19 protein-coding genes are annotated in these 21,759 nt (G+C 70.5%); 10 read left to right on the top strand and 9 right to left on the bottom strand.

The annotated features are described in order from the left end of the window. Position 1: 1 nt before the first annotated feature. The 3 genes from AC1MEY_RS07430 to AC1MEY_RS07420 are packed head-to-tail and all read right to left on the bottom strand — an operon-like array spanning position 2 to position 7,053. Positions 2–2,695 carry a circularly permuted type 2 ATP-grasp protein gene (locus tag AC1MEY_RS07430; protein WP_480230038.1) on the bottom strand — a complete coding sequence of 898 codons (2,694 nt, stop codon included), beginning with the start codon at positions 2,693–2,695 and terminating at the stop codon, positions 2–4. Beyond that, a complete protein-coding gene (locus tag AC1MEY_RS07425) occupies positions 2,695–6,063 on the bottom strand; it encodes a transglutaminase family protein (protein ID WP_480231352.1) in 3,369 nt (1,122 codons plus the stop codon). The genes AC1MEY_RS07430 and AC1MEY_RS07425 overlap by 1 nt, the downstream gene beginning before the upstream one ends. 60 nt (positions 6,064–6,123) lie before the next feature. Then, positions 6,124–7,053, bottom strand: coding sequence for a DUF389 domain-containing protein (locus tag AC1MEY_RS07420; protein ID WP_480230037.1), 930 nt, complete (start codon positions 7,051–7,053; stop codon positions 6,124–6,126). Positions 7,054–7,146: 93 nt separating this feature from the next. Between AC1MEY_RS07420 and AC1MEY_RS07415 the strand changes: the two genes are divergently transcribed. Beyond that, positions 7,147–7,704: a type 1 glutamine amidotransferase domain-containing protein gene (locus AC1MEY_RS07415; protein ID WP_480230036.1), complete on the top strand. Its 558-nt coding sequence runs from the start codon at positions 7,147–7,149 to the stop codon at positions 7,702–7,704. Here the strand turns inward: AC1MEY_RS07415 and AC1MEY_RS07410 are convergent. Continuing rightward, positions 7,667–8,323 (bottom strand): SDR family NAD(P)-dependent oxidoreductase, encoded by a 657-nt coding sequence (locus tag AC1MEY_RS07410; protein ID WP_480230035.1) that lies wholly within the window; start codon positions 8,321–8,323, stop codon positions 7,667–7,669. The two genes, AC1MEY_RS07415 and AC1MEY_RS07410, sit on opposite strands and share 38 nt — an antisense overlap. Further along, positions 8,320–8,661 (bottom strand): SDR family NAD(P)-dependent oxidoreductase, encoded by a 342-nt coding sequence (locus tag AC1MEY_RS07405; RefSeq protein WP_480230034.1) that lies wholly within the window; start codon positions 8,659–8,661, stop codon positions 8,320–8,322. Before AC1MEY_RS07405 ends, AC1MEY_RS07410 begins: the two co-directional genes overlap by 4 nt. 242 nt (positions 8,662–8,903) lie before the next feature. Between AC1MEY_RS07405 and AC1MEY_RS07400 the strand changes: the two genes are divergently transcribed. The 8 genes from AC1MEY_RS07400 to AC1MEY_RS07365 all read left to right on the top strand — a co-directional run bounded on the left by AC1MEY_RS07400 (position 8,904) and on the right by AC1MEY_RS07365 (position 17,098). Continuing rightward, complete coding sequence (locus tag AC1MEY_RS07400) at positions 8,904–9,746, top strand: DeoR/GlpR family DNA-binding transcription regulator (protein ID WP_480230033.1); 843 nt, start codon at positions 8,904–8,906, stop codon at positions 9,744–9,746. Next, positions 9,743–11,227: an FGGY-family carbohydrate kinase gene (locus AC1MEY_RS07395; protein WP_480230032.1), complete on the top strand. Its 1,485-nt coding sequence runs from the start codon at positions 9,743–9,745 to the stop codon at positions 11,225–11,227. Before AC1MEY_RS07400 ends, AC1MEY_RS07395 begins: the two co-directional genes overlap by 4 nt. Before the next feature lie 131 nt (positions 11,228–11,358). Then, positions 11,359–12,597 carry an ABC transporter substrate-binding protein gene (locus AC1MEY_RS07390; protein WP_480231351.1) on the top strand — a complete coding sequence of 413 codons (1,239 nt, stop codon included), beginning with the start codon at positions 11,359–11,361 and terminating at the stop codon, positions 12,595–12,597. 52 nt (positions 12,598–12,649) lie between these two features. Beyond that, the gene (locus AC1MEY_RS07385) at positions 12,650–13,516 is read left to right on the top strand and encodes a carbohydrate ABC transporter permease (protein WP_480230031.1); all 867 of its coding nucleotides are present in this window, start codon (positions 12,650–12,652) and stop codon (positions 13,514–13,516) included. A 23-nt stretch (positions 13,517–13,539) separates the two neighbouring features. Then, entirely contained in the window at positions 13,540–14,355 is an 816-nt protein-coding gene (locus AC1MEY_RS07380) for a carbohydrate ABC transporter permease (protein ID WP_480231350.1), read from the top strand. 20 nt (positions 14,356–14,375) lie between these two features. Beyond that, positions 14,376–15,464, top strand: a complete 1,089-nt coding sequence (locus AC1MEY_RS07375) for an ABC transporter ATP-binding protein (RefSeq protein ID WP_480230030.1) — start codon at positions 14,376–14,378, stop codon at positions 15,462–15,464. Beyond that, the gene (locus AC1MEY_RS07370; RefSeq protein WP_480230029.1) at positions 15,461–16,234 is read left to right on the top strand and encodes an SDR family NAD(P)-dependent oxidoreductase; all 774 of its coding nucleotides are present in this window, start codon (positions 15,461–15,463) and stop codon (positions 16,232–16,234) included. The genes AC1MEY_RS07375 and AC1MEY_RS07370 overlap by 4 nt, the downstream gene beginning before the upstream one ends. Positions 16,235–16,276: 42 nt before the next feature. Then, positions 16,277–17,098 carry a BtpA family protein gene (locus tag AC1MEY_RS07365; protein WP_480230028.1) on the top strand — a complete coding sequence of 274 codons (822 nt, stop codon included), beginning with the start codon at positions 16,277–16,279 and terminating at the stop codon, positions 17,096–17,098. Position 17,099: 1 nt separating this feature from the next. Here AC1MEY_RS07365 and AC1MEY_RS07360 read toward each other — a convergent pair whose 3' ends face one another. Next, positions 17,100–17,579 carry a winged helix-turn-helix transcriptional regulator gene (locus AC1MEY_RS07360; protein WP_480230027.1) on the bottom strand — a complete coding sequence of 160 codons (480 nt, stop codon included), beginning with the start codon at positions 17,577–17,579 and terminating at the stop codon, positions 17,100–17,102. 99 nt (positions 17,580–17,678) lie between these two features. On the opposite strand from AC1MEY_RS07360, the gene AC1MEY_RS07355 reads away from it, so the two are divergent. Then, the gene (locus tag AC1MEY_RS07355; RefSeq protein WP_480230026.1) at positions 17,679–18,866 is read left to right on the top strand and encodes a thiolase family protein; all 1,188 of its coding nucleotides are present in this window, start codon (positions 17,679–17,681) and stop codon (positions 18,864–18,866) included. A gap of 61 nt (positions 18,867–18,927) precedes the next feature. Here the strand turns inward: AC1MEY_RS07355 and AC1MEY_RS07350 are convergent, their stop codons facing one another. The 3 genes from AC1MEY_RS07350 to aspS form a co-directional block, all read right to left on the bottom strand. Then, positions 18,928–19,293 (bottom strand): hypothetical protein, encoded by a 366-nt coding sequence (locus AC1MEY_RS07350; RefSeq protein WP_480230025.1) that lies wholly within the window; start codon positions 19,291–19,293, stop codon positions 18,928–18,930. A 147-nt stretch (positions 19,294–19,440) separates the two neighbouring features. Further along, on the bottom strand, positions 19,441–19,893 hold the full coding sequence (locus tag AC1MEY_RS07345) for a nitroreductase family deazaflavin-dependent oxidoreductase (RefSeq protein WP_480230024.1): 453 nt from the start codon (positions 19,891–19,893) through the stop codon (positions 19,441–19,443). Positions 19,894–19,930: 37 nt separating this feature from the next. Continuing rightward, entirely contained in the window at positions 19,931–21,706 is a 1,776-nt protein-coding gene (gene aspS, locus AC1MEY_RS07340) for an aspartate--tRNA ligase (protein WP_480230023.1), read from the bottom strand. Between the last annotated feature and the right edge of the window lie 53 nt (positions 21,707–21,759).

The raw sequence follows: 21,759 nt of genomic DNA, 5'->3' as shown, positions 1-21,759 counted from the left end.
CTCACGGCATGACCCGCCTCTCGTCGGGTCCCCACAGCGGCTGCATGTCGCCGGGCAGCGACAGATGCGTCGCGGTGATGAGCCGCGACAGCTCGCGCAGGTTCGCCACGAGGCCGGTGAGCAGGTCGGCCAGTTCCCCTCGCCGGCCGTCGGCGGTGACGTCCTCCAGATCGGCGGGGTCTGTGCGGCGCAACCGCCCGGCGATCTCGTCGATCAGCCGTTCGGGCCGGGTGGATCCCGACGACGACGGCAACGCCTTGAGGTCGGTGCGGATCCGCTCGAACTGGTAGGCCAGCGAGCGCGGGTTCTGCTCGTCGAACAGCACCAGGTCGGCGACGGCGGACACGCTCACCTTGCCCAACGTGCGTCGCCGGTAGCTGATCGACGACTCGCACGCCACCAGCGTCGACTCGGTGATGGTCTGTTCGGCGCCGGGGTTGCGCACGGTGACGAGGGTGGCGCCCAGCAGCGCGGCGAGCCACACGGCGCGCTCGATGCGCTTGCCGATGTCCATCACCGTCCACCCGACGTCCTGGACCATCGACTCGGCGGCCACACCCGAGAGCGCGAGCATGCCCGCGAGCGTCTGGCTGTGCGCCGCAGCGAGATAGGTCTCGCCCTCGGTCTGCGAGTCCGGCGGCCCGCCGGTGGGATTGAGCGTCGTCGGATTCAGCACGGCGCGCTCCACTGCGGCGAGCACCATCCACGTGTCGTTGGACATCTGGTCGCGGACGGCACGCGACACCAGGCCGAGCCGCTCGACGGACTGTGCGAGCGCGCCGGGCCGGTGCCGGTCCGCGGTCAGCGACCAGAGGGTGGTGGGCGCCGTCGCGACCATCTCGGCGTCGTCGCCGTCGGCGCCGGTGTCCGTCCCGGTGATCTCCCCGAGCGCGGTCAGCAGCACGGGAACGCACTCGCTGCCCGACATCTCGCGCCGGTAGCGGAACTCGTGATAGCGCTCGCGGGTCACGACGAGCAGACGCGCCGTGCTCTCCGCGCGTTCGGCGTAGCGGCCCAGCCAGAACAGATCGGACAGGACGCGCGGTGAACTGATCGCCCGCGTCGGGCTGGGCGTCATCGCCGGCAGGTCCGGCGTCGGCGTCCGCTCGGCCGTCACGCGGGACGGCGACCGCACCCAGACGTCCTTGGCCGCAACGGTGTTCACCAGGTGGCCGGCATGCCCGGGCGCGATGAGGTAGCCGAGGCCGCCGATCATCGGCGCGTAACCGCCGCGCTGGGCGACGGTGAACAGCCGCATGCCGACCTTGCCCGCCGACAGCCCGCCGGGCTGATCGGTGGGGGCCGAGGAGAACTCGGGCAGTTCCTGGCCCACCCACTGCCACGGCGCCGCGGCGATCCGGGCGGCGAGCGACTCCAGGCGTTCCGCCGACAGCGCAGGCCCGACGATGGGCTCGGCGCCGTCGACGCGCTTGAGGACGAGCGACGACAGGTGCGTCAGCAGGTGCGAGCGCTCGACGTCGATGCCGCCCCAGTAGGTCTGGGCGCTGCGCAGCGCGGGCGTCTCCCCCAGCAGCAACTCGGCCAGCTCGGGCAGGAACCGTAGCACCGCAGGGCTTTCCAGGATCCCGCTGCCGAGGGTGTTGACCACGGTCACCGCGCCGCGGCGCAGCACCTCGACCAACCCGACGACGCCGAGCCGCGAATCGGCCCGCAGGTCCAGCGGGTCGACGAAGTCCGCGTCGACGCGGCGCAGCACGACGTCGACGCGCTTCAGCGTGCCCAGCGAGCGCATCCACAGCTTGCCGTCGCGGACGACGAGGTCGGCGCTCTCGACCAGGGGGAACCCGAGCACGCTCGCGAGGTAGGCCTGGTCGAAGGCGGTCTCGGAGTGGATGCCCGGGCTGAGCACCACGACGACCGGTTCCTCCGCCGACTCCGGCGCGGCGTCGATCAGCGCCAGCCGCAGCGCCTGCGCCCACGGCGACGCCGGTCGCGGTCCGACGCGCTCGTACAGATCGGGCACCGCGTGCGCCACGACGCGCCGGTCGGCGAGCGCGTAGCCGGCGCCCGACGGCGCCTGGGTCCAGTCGGCATTGACCGCGAATTCGCCACCGGCGGTTCGGCTCACGTCACAGCCGTGCAGGAACAGCGGGTGACGGCCCGGCACCTCGATGCCGCGCGCCGCCCGGACGTATCCGGGGTGCGCGAACACCAGCTGGGCGGGCAGCACGCCGCTGGTGATCGACCGGCGCGCTCCGTACAGGTCGGTGAGCACGGCGTCGAGCAGCCGGGAACGCTGCACCAGACCCGATTCGAGGGTGTCCCAGTCATCCGCCGACACGATCAGCGGAAGCGCGTCGAGGTGCCACGGCCCCGACGCAGGCGGATCCTCGCCGGGCGTGGCCGCGTTGCCCAGGACCGCACCGTCGCGGTCCACCTGGACGTAGGTGATGCCATCGTTGTCGACCAGCCGCCGGACCGTCGACCGCAGCCGCTCCAGGCCGCCGGGACCGCGCTCCACGACGCAGTCGGCGAGGTCGCGCCACGCCGGCCGCACGTCGCCCGCCTCGTCGACGAACTCGTCGTAGCGGCTCACCGAACCGTTGCGGACGTCGAAGAGCCCGCGCTGGGCGCGCACCTCGCGATACCGCGCCATGACCTCGTCGGCCTCGACGGGCAGCACCCCGCCGGCAGCGGACATCGGCTCTGGTGGGCCGCTTGCTCGAAGCACCATCACCGCAGAACGGTACGCACCCGACGCATGTCGAGGATGCCGGGCGCGCCGACGTCGGTCGACTGCCGGGCCTGCTTCTCGCGCAGATCGGCCATGTCGACGCGGCCGGGCGTGAAACCGGTTGCCTCGAAACGCCTGCCCCGGCGCGACTCGGCCTCGACCGCGTTGACCGGTGGTCCCTCGTACGAGCGACCGCCGGGGTGCGACACGTGATAGGTGCAGCCGCCGCGGGAGACGCCGGTCGCGGTGTCGACCAACTCGAACCGCAGCGGTCCGTCGACGGTGATGCTGGGGTGCAGTGCGCTCGGCGGCTGCCATGCCCGGTAGCGGACCCCGCCCACCTGGACGTCGGCGTTGTCGGTGGCCAGCAGCGGGATCGGGTGGCCGTTGCACGTCACGACGTAGCGGTGCCGGTCGGCGCCGATCAGCCGCACCTGCAGGCGTTCGATCGACGAGTCGACGTAGCGTGCGGTGCCGCCCGCCGTCGACTCCTCGCCGAGCACGCTCCACGGTTCGATCGCGCCCCGCAGCTCGATCTCGACGCCGTCGAACACCGCCGTGCCGATGCGCGGGAAGCGGAACTCGGTGAACGGGTCGAGCCAGCTGGTGTCGAAGTCGATGCCGTGCGCGCGAAGGTCGGCCGCGACGTCGGCGATGTCCTGGATCAGGAAGTGCGGCAGCAGGTATCGGCCGTGCAGGTTTGCGCCGTGACGGATCAGCGGGGCGCGCAGCGGCTGGTCCCAGAACCACGCCACCAGCGACCGCACCAGCAGCGACTGGACCATCGCCATCTGGTAGTGCGGCGGCATCTCGAACCCGCGCAGTTCCAGCAGGCCCAGCCGGCCGCGCGCACTGTCGGGGCTGTAGAGCTTGTCGATGCAGAACTCGGCGCGGTGGGTGTTGCCGGTGATGTCGGTGAGCAGGTGCCGCAGGGCGCGGTCGGTGATCCACGGGCCCGACGCCCGGTCCGCGTCGGCGTCCTCACCGGCATCGGGGTCGACCGCCGGCGCCTCCTCGGTCTGACGGGCGATCTCGGCGAACGCGATCTCGAGTTCGTAGAGCGCCTCCGTCCGACCCTCGTCGACGCGCGGCGCCTGCGAGGTGGTGCCGACGAACCGTCCGGCGAACAAGTACGAGAGTGCCGGGTGCCGTTGCCAATACGTCAGCATCGACACCAGGAGGTCCGGCCTGCGCAACATCGGAGAGTCGGCGGGCGTGACCCCGCCGAGCGTGATGTGGTTGCCGCCGCCCGTACCGCCGTGGGTGCCGTCCACCTCGAACGACTCGGTGGACAGCCGCGCCAGACGGGCCTGTGCGTACAGGGCCTCCAGCTGGCTGCGCTGCTCGGCGAAGCTGCTGCTGGGCGCCACGTTGACCTCGATCACACCGGGGTCGGGGGTGACGCTCATCGACACCAGACGCGGGTCCGGCGGCGGGCCGTACCCCTCGATGACCACTGGGCATTCGATGGCCGAGGCCGCCTTCTCGATCCGGCCGATCAGGTCGACGAACTGCTCGAGTTCCTCGGTGGGAGGCAGGAATACGTACAGCACGCCGTCGCGCACCTCGGCGACCATCGCCGTGGTCGGCAGCCCCTCGGCCTCCTCCACGGTGGCGTCGTCGTCGGCGTCGTCGTCATCGGGCAGCGCACCGCGCGCGGCCAGCGGGTCGCCCTCCGGCGTGACCGGCGGCGGCTCCCAGCTGATCGACTTCAGCGGCAGGCGCAGGCCCGCGGGTGAATCCCCCTCGAGCAGCACGATCCGGCCGCGGCGCAACCGCCAGTCGGCGCTCGCCCATCCGGTGCCGTCCTCGCGGCGGTGCAGCGGCAGGACGTAGGCGGCCGGTCCGGTGACCGACGCGTCCAGCGCCTCCACCAGGTCGGCGCGGGCGCGGGCGCCGTCGGCATCGGGACCGAGGTCGTCGGCTCCGGAGACGGGCTCGCCCTCGGGCCTGCGGACCTGCGCCGCCAGCTCGGCGAGCGCGTCCTCGAACGCGGGCCGCACCTGGCTGTCGGGCAGCCCGAGCCCACCGGCGATGCCGTCCAGCAGCCGGCCGGCGGCGTCCACGGGCGTGGCCGCGGTGGACGCCTCGGCGCTCCACGGGTCGGCCAGCAGCGACGCATCGGTCCACAGCGGCTGACCGTCGGCCCGCCACATGAGCCCGATCTGCCAGCGCGGCAACGGTTCTCCCGGGTACCACTTGCCCTGGTTGCGCTGCACCAGGCCGTGCGGCGCCCACTGCTCCTTCAGCAGCTTCGCCAGCACCGAGGCACGCTCGCGCTTGTGCGGACCGTCGGCGTCGGTGGTCCACTCCGGGTCCACCTGGTTGTCGACCGACACGAACGTCGGCTCGCCGCCGACGGTCAGCCGCACGTCGCCGTCGGCGAGGCGCTCGTCGATGCGGGTGCCGAGCGACTGGATCGCCTCCCACGCGGTGGGCGTGTACGGCAGGGTGACGCGCGGGTCCTCGTGCACCCGGGTGACGACGTTGGCGAAGTCGAGCGTGGTCTGGGCGGGCTCGGTGGCGCCGGTGATCGGCGCGGACGACGCGGGCTGCGGGGTGGCCGAGAGCGGGATGTGACCCTCGCCGGCGAACAGACCCGACGTCGGGTCGAGCCCGATCCAGCCGGCACCGGGGATGTACACCTCGGTCCAGGCGTGCAGGTCGGTGAAGTCGGCGGCGGGGCCGGACGGTCCGTCGAGCGCGGCGACGTCGGAGGTCAGCTGGACCAGGTAGCCGGAGACGAACCGTGCCGCCAGCCCCATCTGCCGCAGGATCGACACCAGCAGCCAGGCCGAGTCGCGGCACGATCCGATCCCGCTGCGCAGCGTGAAGTCGGGCGTCTGCACCCCCGCCTCCATGCGGACGCTGTACCCGACGTCGGCGTTGATCGCGTGGTTGAGCGCCACCAGGAAGTCGATGGTCCTGGTGCCGGTCGCGACGTGGAAGTCCTTGACCCACTCGGTGGCGAGGTCGCCGGGGCCGGAGCCCTCGTCGTTCTCGTCGACGGGTCGCAGATAGGGCTTGAGGTCCTCGGCGAGGTCACGCGGGTAGGTGAACCCGACGTGCTCGGCGTAGTCCTCGATGAAGAAGTCGAACGGGTTGATCACCTTGAGGTCGGCGATCAGCCCCACGGTGATGGTGAGGCTGCGAGTACGGGTCGGGAACACCAGGCGCGCCATGAAGTTGCCGAACGCGTCCTGCTGCCAGTTGACGAAGTGATCCGCCGGCTCGACCTGCAGGGAGTACGCCTCGATGGGCGTACGCGAGTGAGGAGCGGGGCGCAGCCGCACGATGTGAGGGAACACCTCGACCAGTCGATCGAACGAGTAACTGGTGCGGTGCTCAAGCGCCACCTTGATGCCCATAGCGACTGATCCCACCACACCGGCACCCCGGACGCAGAACCGCGATGGCCGCCGCCGCCGTCACGAGGTGGCGGAATGCGGTACCCATCGGCCCCGCGGACGCAGCACGAGGACCAGCACGCCGGCCACCACGATGCCGACGAGGTTTACCAGTAGCTGCAGCGCCGACTTGGCCGCGACGTCCCACTGACCCACCGTGGCGGCCACCACGGCGAATCCGGCTGCCGTCACCGTGTATACGGAGATGAAGACCCCGACCAGACCGGTGGCCCTCGACGACACCAGCGACAGCATGCCCGCCGCGCCCGCCAGCAGCGCGACCACGAAGGACAGCGGTCCCACCTGGAAGATGAAGTCCACCTCGTGCACGTTCTCGACGCGTTCCGGGGTCAACCAGCCGACCGCCTCGGCGCCCGCCGTGGCCAGCGCCGTGATGCCCATCGCGATCGGGAAGCCCACCAGCAGCGCCACCGCCGCACGGCGGGCGAGGTTGAGCCGGCGCTGCACGAGCGCCACCGACAGCGCGGCCAGCGGCCCGAATTCGGGGCCGAGCACCATCGCGCCCACGACGGTGACCGTCGAGTCGGTCACCACGCCGATCGCGGTGAGCAGACACGCCAGGGTGAGGAACAGGACGAAGGTCACGCTCAGCGTCGCCTCCTCCCGGGTGCGGCCGATCAGCTCGTCCCAGACCACGGCGTCCGCGGGGTCACCCTCCGCCCGGTCCTCGGCGCGGTGTGCGCGGGTGGACAGCACGGTGTCGAGGATCTCGAGCGTGATGGCGCCGCGATGCTGGATGTCGAGGTCCTTGAGGCGGCGGATCAGGTCGTTGGCGCACTCGCGGGCGATGTCGGCGGTGATCTCGTCGCCCTCGGGTTCCAGGGCCGCCCCGGGGTGCAGCAGCAGGTTGGCGACGCCGACCTCCGCCCGCAGGACGTCGAGCACGTCGTCACGCAGGTCGGCCGGGGTGATGACGCGCAGATGCAGCACGCGTCGACGCTATCGGGCCGGGGACGGTGATTCGACCGGGTTCGGCCGGGTAGCCGTGCCCCGACCATCAGCACCACCGACGAGGAGGACCACATGTCAGGAGAATTGAACGGACGCAGGATCGCCTTCCTGGCCGCCGACGGCGTCGAGAAGGTCGAGTTGGAACGCCCCCGTGCGGCCGTCGAGGACGCCGGCGGCAGCATCGAACTGCTGTCGCTGGACTCGGGTGAGATCGCCGCGCGCGACCACGACCTCGAGCCCGCGGGCACGTTCCCGGTCGACCGGAAGGTGTCCGACGCGACGGTCGACGAGTTCGACGCCCTCGTGCTGCCGGGCGGGACCGTGAACCCCGACAAGCTCAGGATGGACGAATCGGCCGTGGCGTTCGTCCGCGACTTCGTCCGCTCCGGCAAGCCCGTCGCGGCGATCTGCCACGGTCCCTGGACGCTGGTCGAGGCCGACGTCGTGCGAGGCCGCACACTCACGTCCTACCCGAGCATCCGGACCGATCTGCGCAATGCCGGCGCCACCGTCGTCGACCAGCAGGTGTGCATCGACGGCAACCTCGTGACCAGCCGGTCACCGGAGGATCTCGACGCGTTCTGCCAGGCCATCACCGACCAGTTCGCGACCACCCCAGCCCATACCTGACCGAGAGGGCGCCCGCCGCCGCCGCGGCGGTGCCGGCTACCGCACCGACGGCGAGGCGCCGCCCCGGGGCACGCAACCCACCGTCCACGACGGCGGCGTCCGCGGGGTACTCGAAGAGGTTGCCCGCGCTGGTCGGGACCCGCTCGGCCCGCTCGAAGTACGACGCCATGAAGCGGGCCAGCGCACGCCCGGTCAGCGTCGGGCTCATCGCGTGCGCCACGCGGGTCAGGACTGCCGCGGCGCCCACCGAGGTGGTGGGGCGGGGCCGGTCGGCGACCCGCACGATGGCGGCGGCGACCCGGCGCGCGTCGAGGACCGGCGGCGGCGCCGACAGCCTGCGCCCCACGTAGTTGGCGCCATGGCGGATGCCCGGCGTGTCCACGAAACCGGGATAGACGTCGCACACGTGGATGCGGGGATGGTCGGCGAGTTCGGCGCGCAGTGACTCCGTGAAGCCGCGGAGGCCGAACTTGCTCGCGCTGTAGGCGGCGGCGAACGGCGCCGCGGCGAATCCGCCCAGGGAGATCATGTTCACGAAGACACCGCTGCCCTGATCGAGGAAGACCGGCAGCGCCGCGTGCGCGTCGTTCATGTGGCCGATCAGGTTGGTGCGGATCACGCGGTCGTCGCCTCCATGGGGGTGTCGACGTAGCGGCCGACCGCGCCGACGCCCACGTTGCTCACCCACACGTCGATCCCGCCGTACTGCGCCACGGCCCGATCGGCCAGCGCACGAACGGAATTCACGTCGGTCACGTCCGTGCCGACGGCCACGGCCTCACCGCCGGCGGCCCGGCAGCGTGCCGCGACCTCCTCGAGTGCGTCGACGTTGCGGGCCGCCAGCACCACCCGGGCGCCGCGTCCGGCGAAGAGTTCTGCGGTCGCCTGGCCGATGCCGCTCGACGCGCCGGTGACGACGACTCGGATCGGCGAGGTGGTGGTATCGCGGTGGGCCATCGGGGGTTCCGTTCGCGTCGTTGGGTCGTGGATGCCGACCGCGGGCTACCCGGGGATCCGCGACGCATGCGCGGCGTCTGACGGACGACTCGAGAATCAATCTCCGACATCTGTGGGCATTGCACACGTCTGTGTTATAGATTCACACCACTGGATCGGAAAGCGCGTGTTTCGTGCATGTTTCCTCCCCGTTCCTGTGAAATTCTCACACCACGCAGTCGGACGAAGGGTCGGTGAGGTCGATGGACGGCAAGTCCCGCAGAGATCGCATCGCCCAGCGCGTCCGCGCCGACCACGAGGTCGGCTACGCCGAACTGGCCGCCGAGTTCGACGTCTCCGAGATGACGATCCGCCGCGACGTCGAGGCCCTCGAGTCGACGGGCGTCGTCCGCCGCGTGGTGGGTGGCGCGATCGCCGTGGCCCGCAAGGACTCCGAACCGTCCTTCGCGACGCGCGTGGCCGAGGCCGCCGAGGAGAAGCGGCACATCGCCGACGCCGTCGCCGACCTCATCGGACCGGCCGAGACGCTGATCCTCGACTCCGGCAGCACCGCGCTCGCCGTCGCACGATCGCTCAAGGGCCGTGGGCTGGGTCTGACAATCGTGACGCCGAGCGTGCTCGCGGCACTCGAACTGGTCGGCGAGCCGGACACCACGGTGGTGCTGACCGGCGGCGAACTGCGTTCGGGCGAACTGAGTCTCATCGGGCCGGACGCCGAGGACACCCTCGGCAACTACAACTGCGACACGTACGTCATGGGCGTCGCGGGCATCGACGGCGACCGCGGCATCTCCGACTACCACCAGGCGGAGAGCCGGGTGAAGCGGGCGGCGAGCAGGCGGGCCGACCGGGTGGTGGTCGCCGCGGACACCAGCAAGCTGGGCCGGGTCACCTTCGTGAGCATCGCGGCGCTGTCCGACGTCGACGTGATCATCACCGACGGCCCGAGCGAGCACCCCGCGCTGGTGGCGGCGAGGAGCGCGGGCGTCGAGGTCATCACCGTGGCGAGCCATGAGTCAGGCACCGTGGCGAGCCACGAATCGAGCACCGTGGCGAGCCACGCCGAACTCGGCGAGGCACGATGACGACGCACACGATCGGCGTCGACGTGGGCACCACCGGTACCAAGACGGTGCTGCTGGACACCGCGACGGGCATCGTCGCGCAGGCGGGTCGCGAGTCGGCGCTGCACTCCCCCATCCCCGGCAGCGCGGAGGCCGACACCGAGCAGTGGCATCGCAACGTCGTCGAGTCGATCCGGGAGGTGCTGCAGACCAGCGGCGTCGATCCGGCCGCCGTGGGCGCCGTCGCCGTGTCGGGCATGGTGCCCGCGGTGATCCCGGTCGACGAGCACGGCCGGCCGCTGCGCCGGGCCATCCTGCAGAACGACGCGCGGGCCACCGACGAGGTGCGGGCGCTCGCCGGTGCACTCACCGGGGTCGACCTGGTGACGATGACGGGGTCGGCCCTGACGCAGCAGTCGGTGGCGCCGACGGTGGTGTGGCTGCGCGAGCACGAACCGCAGACCTACGACCGCACCGCGCACTACCTGGGTTCCTACGACTGGGTGCTGACGGCGCTCGGCGCGGACGTGCACGTCGAACAGAACTGGGCGCTCGAGTCCGGGTTGTTCACCATCGACGGCGCCGTCGCCGCGCCCGTGGTGACCGCCGCGGGGATCGACACCGCGACGCTGCCACCCGTCCACCGGCCGGGCACCCGGGTCGGCGAGGTCAGCCGGGCCGCCGCGGAACTCACCGGGCTGCGTCCCGGCACCGCACTGGTGGTCGGCGGCGCCGACCACGTGCTGTCGGCCTTCGCCGCGGGAGTCAACGGACCCGGCGACGCACTGGTGAAACTCGGTGGGGCGGGCGACATCCTGGTGGCCAGCGACACCCAGATCGTCGACGAGCGGCTCTACCTCGATGCACACCCGGTACCGGGACACTGGCTGCCCAACGGCTGCATGGCGACCAGCGGCAGCCTGATCCGGTGGTTCCAGGCGCTGATCGGCGGCGCGGACCTCGCCGCCCTCGACGACGAGGCCGCCGTCGCCGCGCCCGCCGAGGTGCTGTGCCTGCCGTACTTCCTGGGCGAGAAGAGCCCCCTGCACGACCCGGATCTGCGCGGCACCTTCGCGGGCATGCACCTCGGACACGGCCGCGCCGACATGTACCGGTCGGTGCTCGAGGCCATCGCGTTCGGCTTTCGCCACCACGTCGACGTGTTCACCGACATCGGCATCGGTCCGAGACGGGTGATGATCACCAACGGCGGATCCTCGTCGACGCTGTGGAAGCAGATCCACGCCGACGTGCTGGGCCTCGAGATGCTGCCCGTGCGAGGGCACCCCGGGGCATCGCTGGGTGCCGCGGTGATCGCCGCGATCGGCATCGGCGCGCTCGACGACTGGTCCGACGCCGCCCGCTTCGTCGCGCTCGACCCGCCCGTCGTACCGGACCCCTCGCGCCGGGCCGTGTACGACGACGCCTACCGGACGTGGCGCCGCCTCGGCGACGCCGTGGCGCCGATCTCGCACACCCTGGCACGACGCACGACCCAGTGATCGACAACCACGGAAATGAAGGGAGCAGTGCCGCAGTGACTCACACCACCCGAACCACCACGACACACCGGCGGAGATTCTTCGGCACCGTCCGCCTCACCGTCCTCGCCCTGCTGGCGGTGCTCGCGCTGATGCTCAGCGCGTGCGCGGGCAGCGGCGGACCGGAGCAGGCGGAGGCGACCGGCACCGGTGAGGTCGGCAAGGACGTCTCCGGCACCGTGCGCATCCTGATGGAGAACGTGCCCGACACCGACATCGTGAAGTCGATGGTCGCGGACTTCAACGCCGACTACCCCGACGTCACCATCGACGTCGAGACGCTGACCTACGACCAGATGCGCGACAAGCTGGTGTCGAGCTTCCAGTCCTCGGCCCCGACGTACGACCTGATCGTCGTCGACAACCCGTGGATGGTCGACTTCGCGAACGCGAAGTTCCTGCAGCCGTTGGACAGTCGCATCGACAGCACCCCGGACTACGACGCGGCGGACTTCTTCCCGTCGCTGACCGACATCACCACCGTCGACGGGGTCCGCTACGCGGTGCCGTTCTACAACTACGCGCTCGGCTACATCTACGACACCGACGACCTGGCCCAGGCCAACCAGCAGGTGCCGACGAGCCTCGACCAACTGGTGAGCACCTCGAAGGCGCTGAAGACCGGTGACCGCGCCGGCATCGCGATGCAGCCGCAGCGCGGGTACAAGATCTTCGAGGAGTGGGGCAACTGGCTGTTCGCGGCCGGCGGCTCCATCTACGGCGACGACGGCAAGGTCACGCTGAACACGCCGGAGGCCAAGCGTGCACTCGAGGCCTACGTCGACACGTACCGGACGGCCGCTCCCCCGAACAGCTTGAACTGGAGCATGGACGAGGCGCAGCGCTCGGTGTCGGCCGGCCAGGCCGCCTCGATGATCAACTACAACTGGCAGCTGCCCGCCCTCAACGAGCCCGGATCCGGGCCCGCCGCAGGCAAGTTCAAGCTCGCCACGATCCCCGGCGGCAAGCAGGTGCTCGGTTCGTGGAGCTGGGCCATCCCGGCCAACTCCGGGGCGTCGGACGCCGCGTGGGCGTTCACGTCGTGGCTGACGTCGAAGACCCATGACGTCGCCCGCACCGAGAAGGGTGGCGCCGCGATCCGGCAGAGCACGCTGAAGGATCCGGCCGTGCTGAACAGTCCGCTGGGCGCCGACTACTACCGGACCGTCGAGGCACTGCTCGCCGACGCCGCACCGCTCACCCAGGGGCCCAGCGGCGAGGAGATGATCCAGGCCGTCGGCACCGAACTCAACGAGGCGGTGGCAGGCACCAAGAGCGTCGACGACGCGCTGGCGGCAGCACAGGCCGCCGCGGAGAAGATCCAGGGCTGACCGGCCCCCGGCCCGCACGACACCGACCACCCCGACGAAAGGAGCGACGACCATGAAGTTTCACCACGGCATGGTCGGTCCCCTCATCGCACTCTTCGTCGGGGTGGTCGGCTTCCCTCTGGTGTACGCGTTCTACCTCAGCGTCACCGACTACAAGCTGACCGATCGCGGCACGCCCGCGATCGTCGGCGCCGACAACTACGTCGCCACCCTGTCCAATTCGTCGTTCTGGCATGCGTTCGGCACCACCGCGCTCTACGTGTGCGTCGCCGTCGGACTGGAACTCGCGATCGGGCTGGCGTTGGCGCTGGCGCTCCAGAAGCAGCGCTGGGCACGGGATCTCACGCGGTCGATGTTGCTGGCGCCGATGTTCATCACCCCCATCGCCGTCGGACTGGTCTTCCGCTTCCTGCTCAACGACCAGCTCGGCGCCATCCCGCACCTGCTGCAGTCCGTGGGCCTGGACTACGACTTCTTCGGTCCGGGTCGCGCGTTGTTCACCCTGGCGTTCATCGACGTCTGGCAGTGGACCCCGTTCATGGTGCTGCTCCTGCTCGCCGGCCTGCAGTCCATCCCCGGTGAACCGCTCGAGGCGGCCCGGGTGGATGGCGCGAGCGGGTTCTACGTTCTGCGCCGGATCACCCTGCCGCTGCTCGCACCGGTGATGGTGGTGGCAATCCTGCTGCGCAGCCTGGACGCGATGAAGGTGTTCGAGTACGTCTTCGCGACCACCCGCGGCGGCCCGGGCACCGAGACCGAGACGCTGCAGTACTTCGTGTACCAGACGGGAATCCAGTTCTTCCGGCTCGGCTCGGCGTCATCGATGGCCTTCGTCGTCCTGCTGGTGGTGCTGACGATCATCGTGATCGCGTTCCGCCGCATGGACAGGGCCCGCACCGTCGAGGACGGCCGGTCGTGACTCGGGCTCCGCAGACGTCGACGATGCGCGACTCGACCGTGCTGACGGTCTGCCGCATCGCGCTGCTGTGGGCGGCCGTCATCACGGTGCTGTTCCCGGTGGTGTGGATCGCCGTGGCGAGCGTCAAGACGCCGCAGCAGCTCAACGATCCCTTCCTGCTGTGGTTCTCGCCGTCGATGGACGCCTGGCGCAACGTGCTGTCCTCCGACATCCTCGCCGCGGCGGGACGAAGCGCGATCGTCGCCCTGGTGACCGTCGGCATCAGCGTGGTGGTCGGAAGCATGGGCGCCTACGCGATCGCCCGCTACCGCGCCGGTGGCACCGCCACGCGGTTCGGCATGCTCGCCGCCCAGGTCCTGCCGCCGGCCGTGCTGGTGTTCCCGTTCCTGACGATGGCGTACGCGCTGCGACTCAACGACACCCTGGTGCCGGTGATCTTCGCGCACCTGAGCTTCGTCCTGCCCGTGGTCACCTGGTTCCTGATCGGCTTCTTCGAGGCGGTGCCGCGCTCGCTCGAGGAGCAGGCGCAGGTCGACGGGTTCACCCGGTGGCAGGCCTTCCGCCTGGTGGTCCTCCCCCAGGTGTTGCCGGGCATCGGCGCGGCAGGCATCTTCGGCTTCACCCTGTCCTGGAACGACCTGTTCTACGGACTGATCCTCGCGCCCGGCAAGGCGGCGATCCTGCCCGTCGCCATCGCCGGGTTCAACACGTTCCGCGGGGTGCAGATCGGCTCGATGAGCGCCGCCATCCTGGTCGCGGTCGTCCCCGTCGTTATCGCGAGCTTCTTCATCCAGCGCAAGCTGGTGCAGGGCATCAGCGGTGGCGCGGTCAAGTTCTAGGCATTGGGGTCACACACGTCATGGCAACCGTCCGCTTCTCCGAGGTGACCAAGTCCTACGGCGACATCGCCGTGGTCAGCGATTTGAACCTCGAACTCCCCGACGGATCGTTCACGGTGTTCGTCGGACCGTCGGGATGCGGCAAGTCGACGTCGCTGCGCATGCTGGCGGGCCTGGAGACCGTCTCGTCGGGCACCATCACGATCGGTGATCGCGACGTCACGCACCTGCAGCCGCGGGACCGCGACATCGCCATGGTCTTCCAGAACTACGCGCTCTACCCGCATCTGACGGTGCGGGAGAACATCGCCTTCCCCCTGCGGGCGACCAAGACCAAGCGGGCGGAGGCGCTGTCGCGGGCCGACGCGGTCGCCGACTCACTGGGCCTGGGAAAGCTGTTGGGCCGCAAGCCCAAGGACCTCAGTGGCGGCCAGCAGCAGCGTGTCGCGATCGGGCGCGCCATCATCCGCGAGCCGTCGGTGTTCCTGTTCGACGAGCCGCTGAGCAACCTCGACGCCAAGCTGCGGGTGGAGACCCGCACCGAGCTGCTGCAGATCCAACGCCGGCTCGGCATCACCTCGCTGTACGTGACGCACGACCAGGAGGAGGCGATGACCCTCTCGGACCGCATGGTGGTGATGCGCGACGGCCGCGCGGTGCAGGTCGGCACGCCGCTGGAGGTGTTCAACCGGCCCGTCGACAGCTTCGTGGCGTCCTTCGTCGGCAGCCCCAAGATGAACCTGATCGACGGCGACCTCGCCGACGGTGCGCTGACGACCCCCGGCGGGTTGCGGCTCGACCTGGAACGCGTCGGCGCGACGGGGCCCGTCACGCTCGGCGTGCGCCCCGACGACCTGCTGCCGACGCCGCTGGACGGATCGGACGCCCGCGTGACGCTCATCGAGCTGCTCGGACCACGCGCGATCGTCACGATCGCCGCGCGCGGCATCGAGCTGACGAGTGTGGTGGAGGCGCAACGCCTCTCGGGCATCACCGAGGGTGCGACGGTGGCCCTCGCGGTGCGGCCCGGCGCCGCCCACCTCTTCGATGCGCAGACCGGCCGACGCCTCGTCGGCGACGACAACGATGGGAGTGACCTTCAGTCATGACGACGACAGTGGTGGTGACCGGCGCGGGTTCCGGTATCGGACGGGCGATCTCGCAGACCCTCGCGCAGCGCGGGTGGCAGGTGGTGGTGACCGACGTCGACGGCGACGCCGCACGCACCGTCGCCGCCGGCCTGCCCGCCGAGGCGGGGGTCGCCCACGAGTCCGCGGCGCTCGACGTGACCTCACCGGCCGCGGCCACGGCCGTCGCCGACGACGTCGCCGACCGGCTCGGGCTGCACGCGTGGGTGAGCAACGCCGGCATCTCGTTCATGCACCGCTTCCTCGACGCACCCGTCGAGCACTACGACAAGACCATGGACGTCAACCTGAAGGGCGTCTTCGTCTGCGGCCAGGCTGCCGCCCGGGCGATGGTCCGTACCGGCACGCCGGGCGCGATCGTCAACACCGCGTCCATGGCGGGCAAGCAGGGTCGCGTGCCGTTCCTGGCCGACTACGTGGCGTCGAAGTTCGGCGTCGTCGGGCTGACCCAGGCCATGGCGTTCGAACTCGGCGAGCACGACCTGCGGGTGAACTGCGTCTGCCCCGGTTACGTCGACACCCCCATGCAGTCACGGGAACTCGAGTGGGAGGCCGAACTGCGCGGCACCACGGTCGACGGCGTGCGCCGGATGATGCTCGACGACACCCCGCTGCGACGCCTCGAGCAGCCCGAGGACGTCGCACTGGCCGTCGCGTTCCTACTGTCCCCCGACGCACGGTTCATCACCGGCGAGGCGCTGGCCGTGAACGGCGGCGCCTACATGGATTAGCCTGCGCCACTCCATCATTCTTCTGCAGAGAAAGGCACGACCTTGACCAAGACCTGGCTCGACGAGGTCTTCATCGTTCGCAAACCCGTCATCGCGATGCTCCATCTCGCCGCACTGCCGGGCGACCCCGGGTACGACGGGAAGGCCGGGATCGCCGCCGTCGTGGCGCGTGCCCGCGAGGAACTCGACGCACTGCAGTCCGGCGGCGTCGACGGCGTGATGATCTCCAACGAGTTCAGCCTGCCGTACCTGACGCAGACCGAGCCGATCACCGCGATCACGATGGCGCGCATCATCGGCGAACTGCTGCCCGACATCGCAGTGCCGTTCGGCGTGAACGTGCTGTGGGACGGCCGGGCGTCGATCGACCTCGCCGTCGCGACCGGTGCCCGTTTCGTGCGCGAGATCTTCACCGGCGTGTACGCCAGCGACTTCGGGCTGTGGAACACCAACGTCGGCGAGACGGCACGCCATCGCGCGCGGGTCGGCGGCGCAGACGTCAAGCTGTTCTTCAACATCGTGCCGGAGTCGGCCACCTACCTGGCCCACCGCGACCTCGCCGCGATCACGCGGACGACGGTGTTCGCCACGCTGCCCGACGCGATCTGCGTCTCCGGCGCGACGGCGGGCGCCCCCACCGACACCGAGGCGCTGCGCGTGGTGAAGTCCGCCGCGGGCACGGTGCCCGTGTTCGTCAACACCGGTGTGCGCGCGGAGAACGTCGGCACCCAGTTGGAGGTCGCGGACGGCGCGATCGTCGGCACCTACTTCAAGGAGGGCGGCGTGTTCGAGAACCGGGCACAGCGCTCCCGCGTCGAGGAACTGATGTCCGGGGCGCGGGAGTTCCGCAAGCAGCTGGTCTGACTCACGCCGGCGTGCGGCCGCGGAGCCGCACGCCGAGTTCCTCGGGAGCCACGTCGTGGCCGTTGGCACACCGGATCTGGACGCGGGCATCCGCGCCGCACTCGAGGTGGGTCAGCCGCAGGCGCGAGTCCTCGACGGCGTGCTTGCGTCCCCATTCGAACATGGCGAGCACCACCGGCATGAAGTCGGTGCCCTCCTCGGTGAGCACGTACTCGTCCCGGCTGCGCTGCCCCGGCTCGCGGTAGGGCCGCTTCTCGAGCAGGCCGATCTCGACGAGTTCGGCGAGCCTGGCGGACATCGCGGCCTTGGTCACGCCGACCCGCTTGGCGAAGTCGTCGAAGCGCGTCGTCCCGTAGTAGGCCTCGCGCATCACGAGCATCGCCGACTTGGTGCCGACGAGCGCCATGGTCTTCTCCACCGGGCAGCGGCCGACGGCCGACCAGGAGTCACGGTCGAGCAGTGGACCCTGCAGCACGTTCACGGAATCTTCCCTCCCTCTGAGTTGTTCTAACTATACCCAGGTGATACACATCTAGGTACATCTGAGAATACTCAGCGACGCGGATTTCAGGAGGACATCATGGCCGGATCGTTTTCGGATCGGGACGCAGTCATCGTCGGAGCGGTGCGAACGCCCGTCGGCAAGGGCAAGGCGAACGGTGCGCTGCACGACGTCCTGCCCGTCGACCTGCTGGCCCACAGCCTGCGCGAGGTGGTCGAGCGCACCGGCGTCGACCCGGCCCTCGTCGACGACGTGATCGCGGGCGCGGTCACCCAGGTCGGCGACCAGTCGGTGAACATCGCGCGCAACGCGCTGCTCGGCGCCGGCTTCCCCGAGAGCGTGCCCGGCACCACCGTGGACCGCCAGTGCGGCAGCAGTCAGCAGGCCATCTCCTTCGCCGCGCAGGGCGTGATCGCCGGCGCCTACGACGTCGTGATCGCATCGGGCGTCGAGTCGATGTCGCGGGTGATCATGGGCTCCAGCGTGCTGCCCGGCAGCGACCCGTTCGGCGCCGGCATGGCGGCCCGCTACCCCGACGGCCTGGTGCCCCAGGGCATCAGCGCCGAACTGATCGCGGCGAAGTGGGGGTTCTCGCGCACCGAACTCGACGAGTTCTCCGCGAACAGCCACGAGAAGGCCGCCCGCGCCACCAAGGAGGGCCTGTTCGACGCCGAACTCGCCCCGATCGCCGGCCTGTCGACCGACGAGATCATCCGTCCCGGAACCACCGTCGAGACGCTCGCCGGACTGCGCCCGGCGTTCTTCAGCGAGGGCTACGCGGCACGCTTCCCCCAGATCACCTGGGAGATCACGCCCGGCAACTCCTCGCCGCTGTCCGACGGCAGCGCCGCGATCATGATCACCAGCGGCGCCGCGGCCCGCAGGCTCGGACTGCAGCCGCTCGCCCGGATCCACACGACGACCGTGGTCGGGTCGGACCCGCTGTACATGCTCACCGGCGTCATCCCCGCCACCGAGAAGGTGCTGGCCCGCTCAGGTCTGTCGCTGTCCGACATCGACCTGTTCGAGGTCAACGAGGCGTTCGCGCCCGTCGTGCTCGCCTGGGCCAAGGACACCGGCGCCGACCTGGCGAAGACCAACGTCCACGGCGGCGCCATCGCCATCGGCCACCCGCTCGGCGCGTCCGGTGCCCGCATCATGACCACGATGGTCAACGCGCTGCACCAGACCGGCGGACGCTACGCGCTGCAGACCATGTGCGAGGGCGGCGGAATGGCCAACGCGACCATCATCGAAAGGCTGTAGCCGCGTTACGGATATATGACGTGGCAGGTAGAGCGCGTTTGTCGAATGTCGGTGGCGGCTATCAAGCGGCCATGAAGTTCACGTACAACACGAGGGGCGCCGCCGTTTTGGCCGCGTCGGCCGCGATCGCATCCGCCGCACTGCTGGCCGGTTGCAGCAGCGACGAGAGCACCGACGCCCCCACCGACACGTCATCCGTCTCCACCGCACCCGCCACGTCGTCCGCGGTCGCACCGCCCTCGACGTCGGCCCCGGCCAACCCGTCGCCGAACCCGACGGCACCGTCGCCCACCGGCGGCTCCGGTGGCGCGGGTGGCGGCGGCGGCACTACCTCGGGTGGCGGCAGTACGGGCGGAACCGGCTCGGCGAACCCGAGTTCCACGATCAGCGCTGGACCCTCGGCCACGCCGCCGTCGGTCGAGAGCACCCCGTCACCCCCGACGGGCAAGAACCTGCCCGGCTCGAACGCCGGCCCGCAGGGCACCCCGGGAGCGCCCGGCCGCAACTGATCCGAAGACTGTGCTGAGGGCCGTGATCCACACCGGATCACGGCCCTCATCGCATTCTCGACGCGCTACGAGGCGCGGACCAGTTCGAACAGCGGGATGCTGCGCGTGGTGTTGGCCTGATACTCGGCGAACACGGGCGCCCGCTCGATGACCTTCGGGTAGGTCGCGTCGCGCTCGTCGTCGGGCAGCTCGCGTGCCGTCACGTCGTAGGCGTCGGTACCCACCTCGATGCGGGCACTCGGATTCACGCGCAGGTTGTGCACCCACGCCGGATCCTTCGGGGCGCCGGCATACGAGCCGATGATCATCAGCTTGCCGTCGATCTCCATGTACGCCAGCGGCGACAGCCGTGGCGCTCCGGACTTCGCGCCGGTGGTGTGCAGGAGCAGCAGCGTGCCGCCCTCGAACGGGCCGCCCACCTTGCCGCCGTTGGCGCGGAACTCCGCGACGACGTTGCGGTTGAAGTCGTCGAGCGCCTTGGTATCCGAGACGAGTTTCCCCTTGTCGATCTCTGTCATGTGTGACTCAGCTCTCGGTCGTGGGTGCGTATTCCCGCTAGGCCGGGGTGTCGGCCTTCGGCTTGCCGTCGATGCCCGACTCCTTGCGCTGCTGCGGCGTGATCGGCGCGGGCGCGTCGGTCAGCGGGTCGACGCCGCCGCCCGACTTCGGGAAGGCGATGACGTCGCGGATCGAGTCGACGCCGCTGAGCAGCGCGACGATGCGGTCCCAGCCGAACGCGATGCCGCCGTGCGGCGGGGCGCCGAAGGTGAACGCGTCGAGCAGGAAGCCGAACTTGTCCTGCGCCTCGTCGTGGTCGATGCCCATCATCGCGAACACGCGTTCCTGGACGTCGCGACGGTGGATGCGCAGCGACCCGCCGCCGATCTCGTTGCCGTTGCACACGATGTCGTAGGCGTTGGCCAGCGCGGTGCCGGGGTCGGTGTCGAAGGTGGCCTCGGACTCGGGCTTGGGCGAGGTGAACGCGTGGTGCACCGCCGTCCAGGCGCCCGACCCGACGGCGACGTCACCCGATGCCGTCGCGTCGTCGGCCGCCTCGAACAGCGGCCAGTCGACGATCCAGACGAACTCCCACGCGTCCGGGTCGATCATGTCGAGGCGCTTGGCGATCTCGATGCGGGTCGCGCCGAGCAGCGCGCGCGCCGACTTGGTCGGGCCGGCGGCGAAGAAGATGCAGTCGCCGGGTGCGGCGCCGACGTGGCCCGCCAGTCCGTCGCGTTCGGCGTCGGTGAGGTTCTTGGCCACCGGTCCGCCCAGCGACCCGTCCTCGGCGACGAGCACGTAGGCCAGCCCCTTGTGCCCGCGCTGCTTGGCGAACTCCTGCCAGCCGTCCAGCGTGCGCCGCGGCTGCGACGCCCCGCCCGGCATGACGACGGCACCGACGTGCGGCGCCTGGAACACGCGGAACGTGGTGTCGGAGAAGAACTCCGTGCAGTCGACCAGCTCGACGCCGAAGCGCAGATCCGGCTTGTCCGAACCGAACCGGCGCATCGCCTCGTCGTAGGTCATCCGCGGGATGGGCAGCGGCAGGTCGTAGCCGATCAGCGCCCACAGCGCCTTGAGCACCTCCTCCGACACGGCCATCACGTCGTCGGCGTCGACGAAGCTCATCTCGACGTCGAGCTGGGTGAACTCCGGTTGCCTGTCGGCGCGGAAGTCCTCGTCGCGGTAGCAGCGGGCGATCTGGTAGTACCGCTCCATGCCCGCGACCATCAGCAGCTGCTTGAACAGCTGCGGGCTCTGCGGCAGCGCGTAGAACGATCCGGGCTGCAGCCGCGCCGGCACCAGGAAGTCACGGGCGCCCTCGGGCGTCGACCGCGTCAGCGTGGGCGTCTCGATCTCGACGAAGTCGTGGCCGGCGAGCACGCCGCGCGCCGCGGCGTTCACCTTCGAGCGCAACCGGATCGCCGCACCGGGGCCCTCGCGGCGCAGGTCGAGGTAGCGGTACTTGAGGCGCGCCTCCTCGCCGGGGGTCTCGTCGAGCTGGAACGGCAGCGGCGCACTCTCCCCCAGCACGGTCAGCGTCGTCGCGTTGACCTCGATGTCGCCGGTGGCGATGTCGGAGTTGGCGTTCCCCTCGGGCCGGGCCTCGACGACACCGGTGACGGAGACGCAGAACTCGGCGCGCAGCCGGTGCGCCTGCTCGAGGACGCCGGCGTCGCGGAACACCACCTGGGATACCCCCGAGGCGTCGCGCAGATCAATGAAGATGACCCCGCCGTGGTCGCGCCGGCGCGCCACCCAGCCGGCGAGCGTCACCGTCTGCCCGGCATCGGTGGACCGCAACGATCCGGCGGCGTGACTGCGCAACACGAAGACTCCTCGTCCTGGGGGGTGGTACTGGGAACGAACCGACTGATGAGTCT

The sequence above is a fragment of the Mycobacterium sp. PTI7 genome, assembly GCF_056679845.1.
This window is presented reverse-complemented; position numbering and strand designations above follow the sequence as displayed.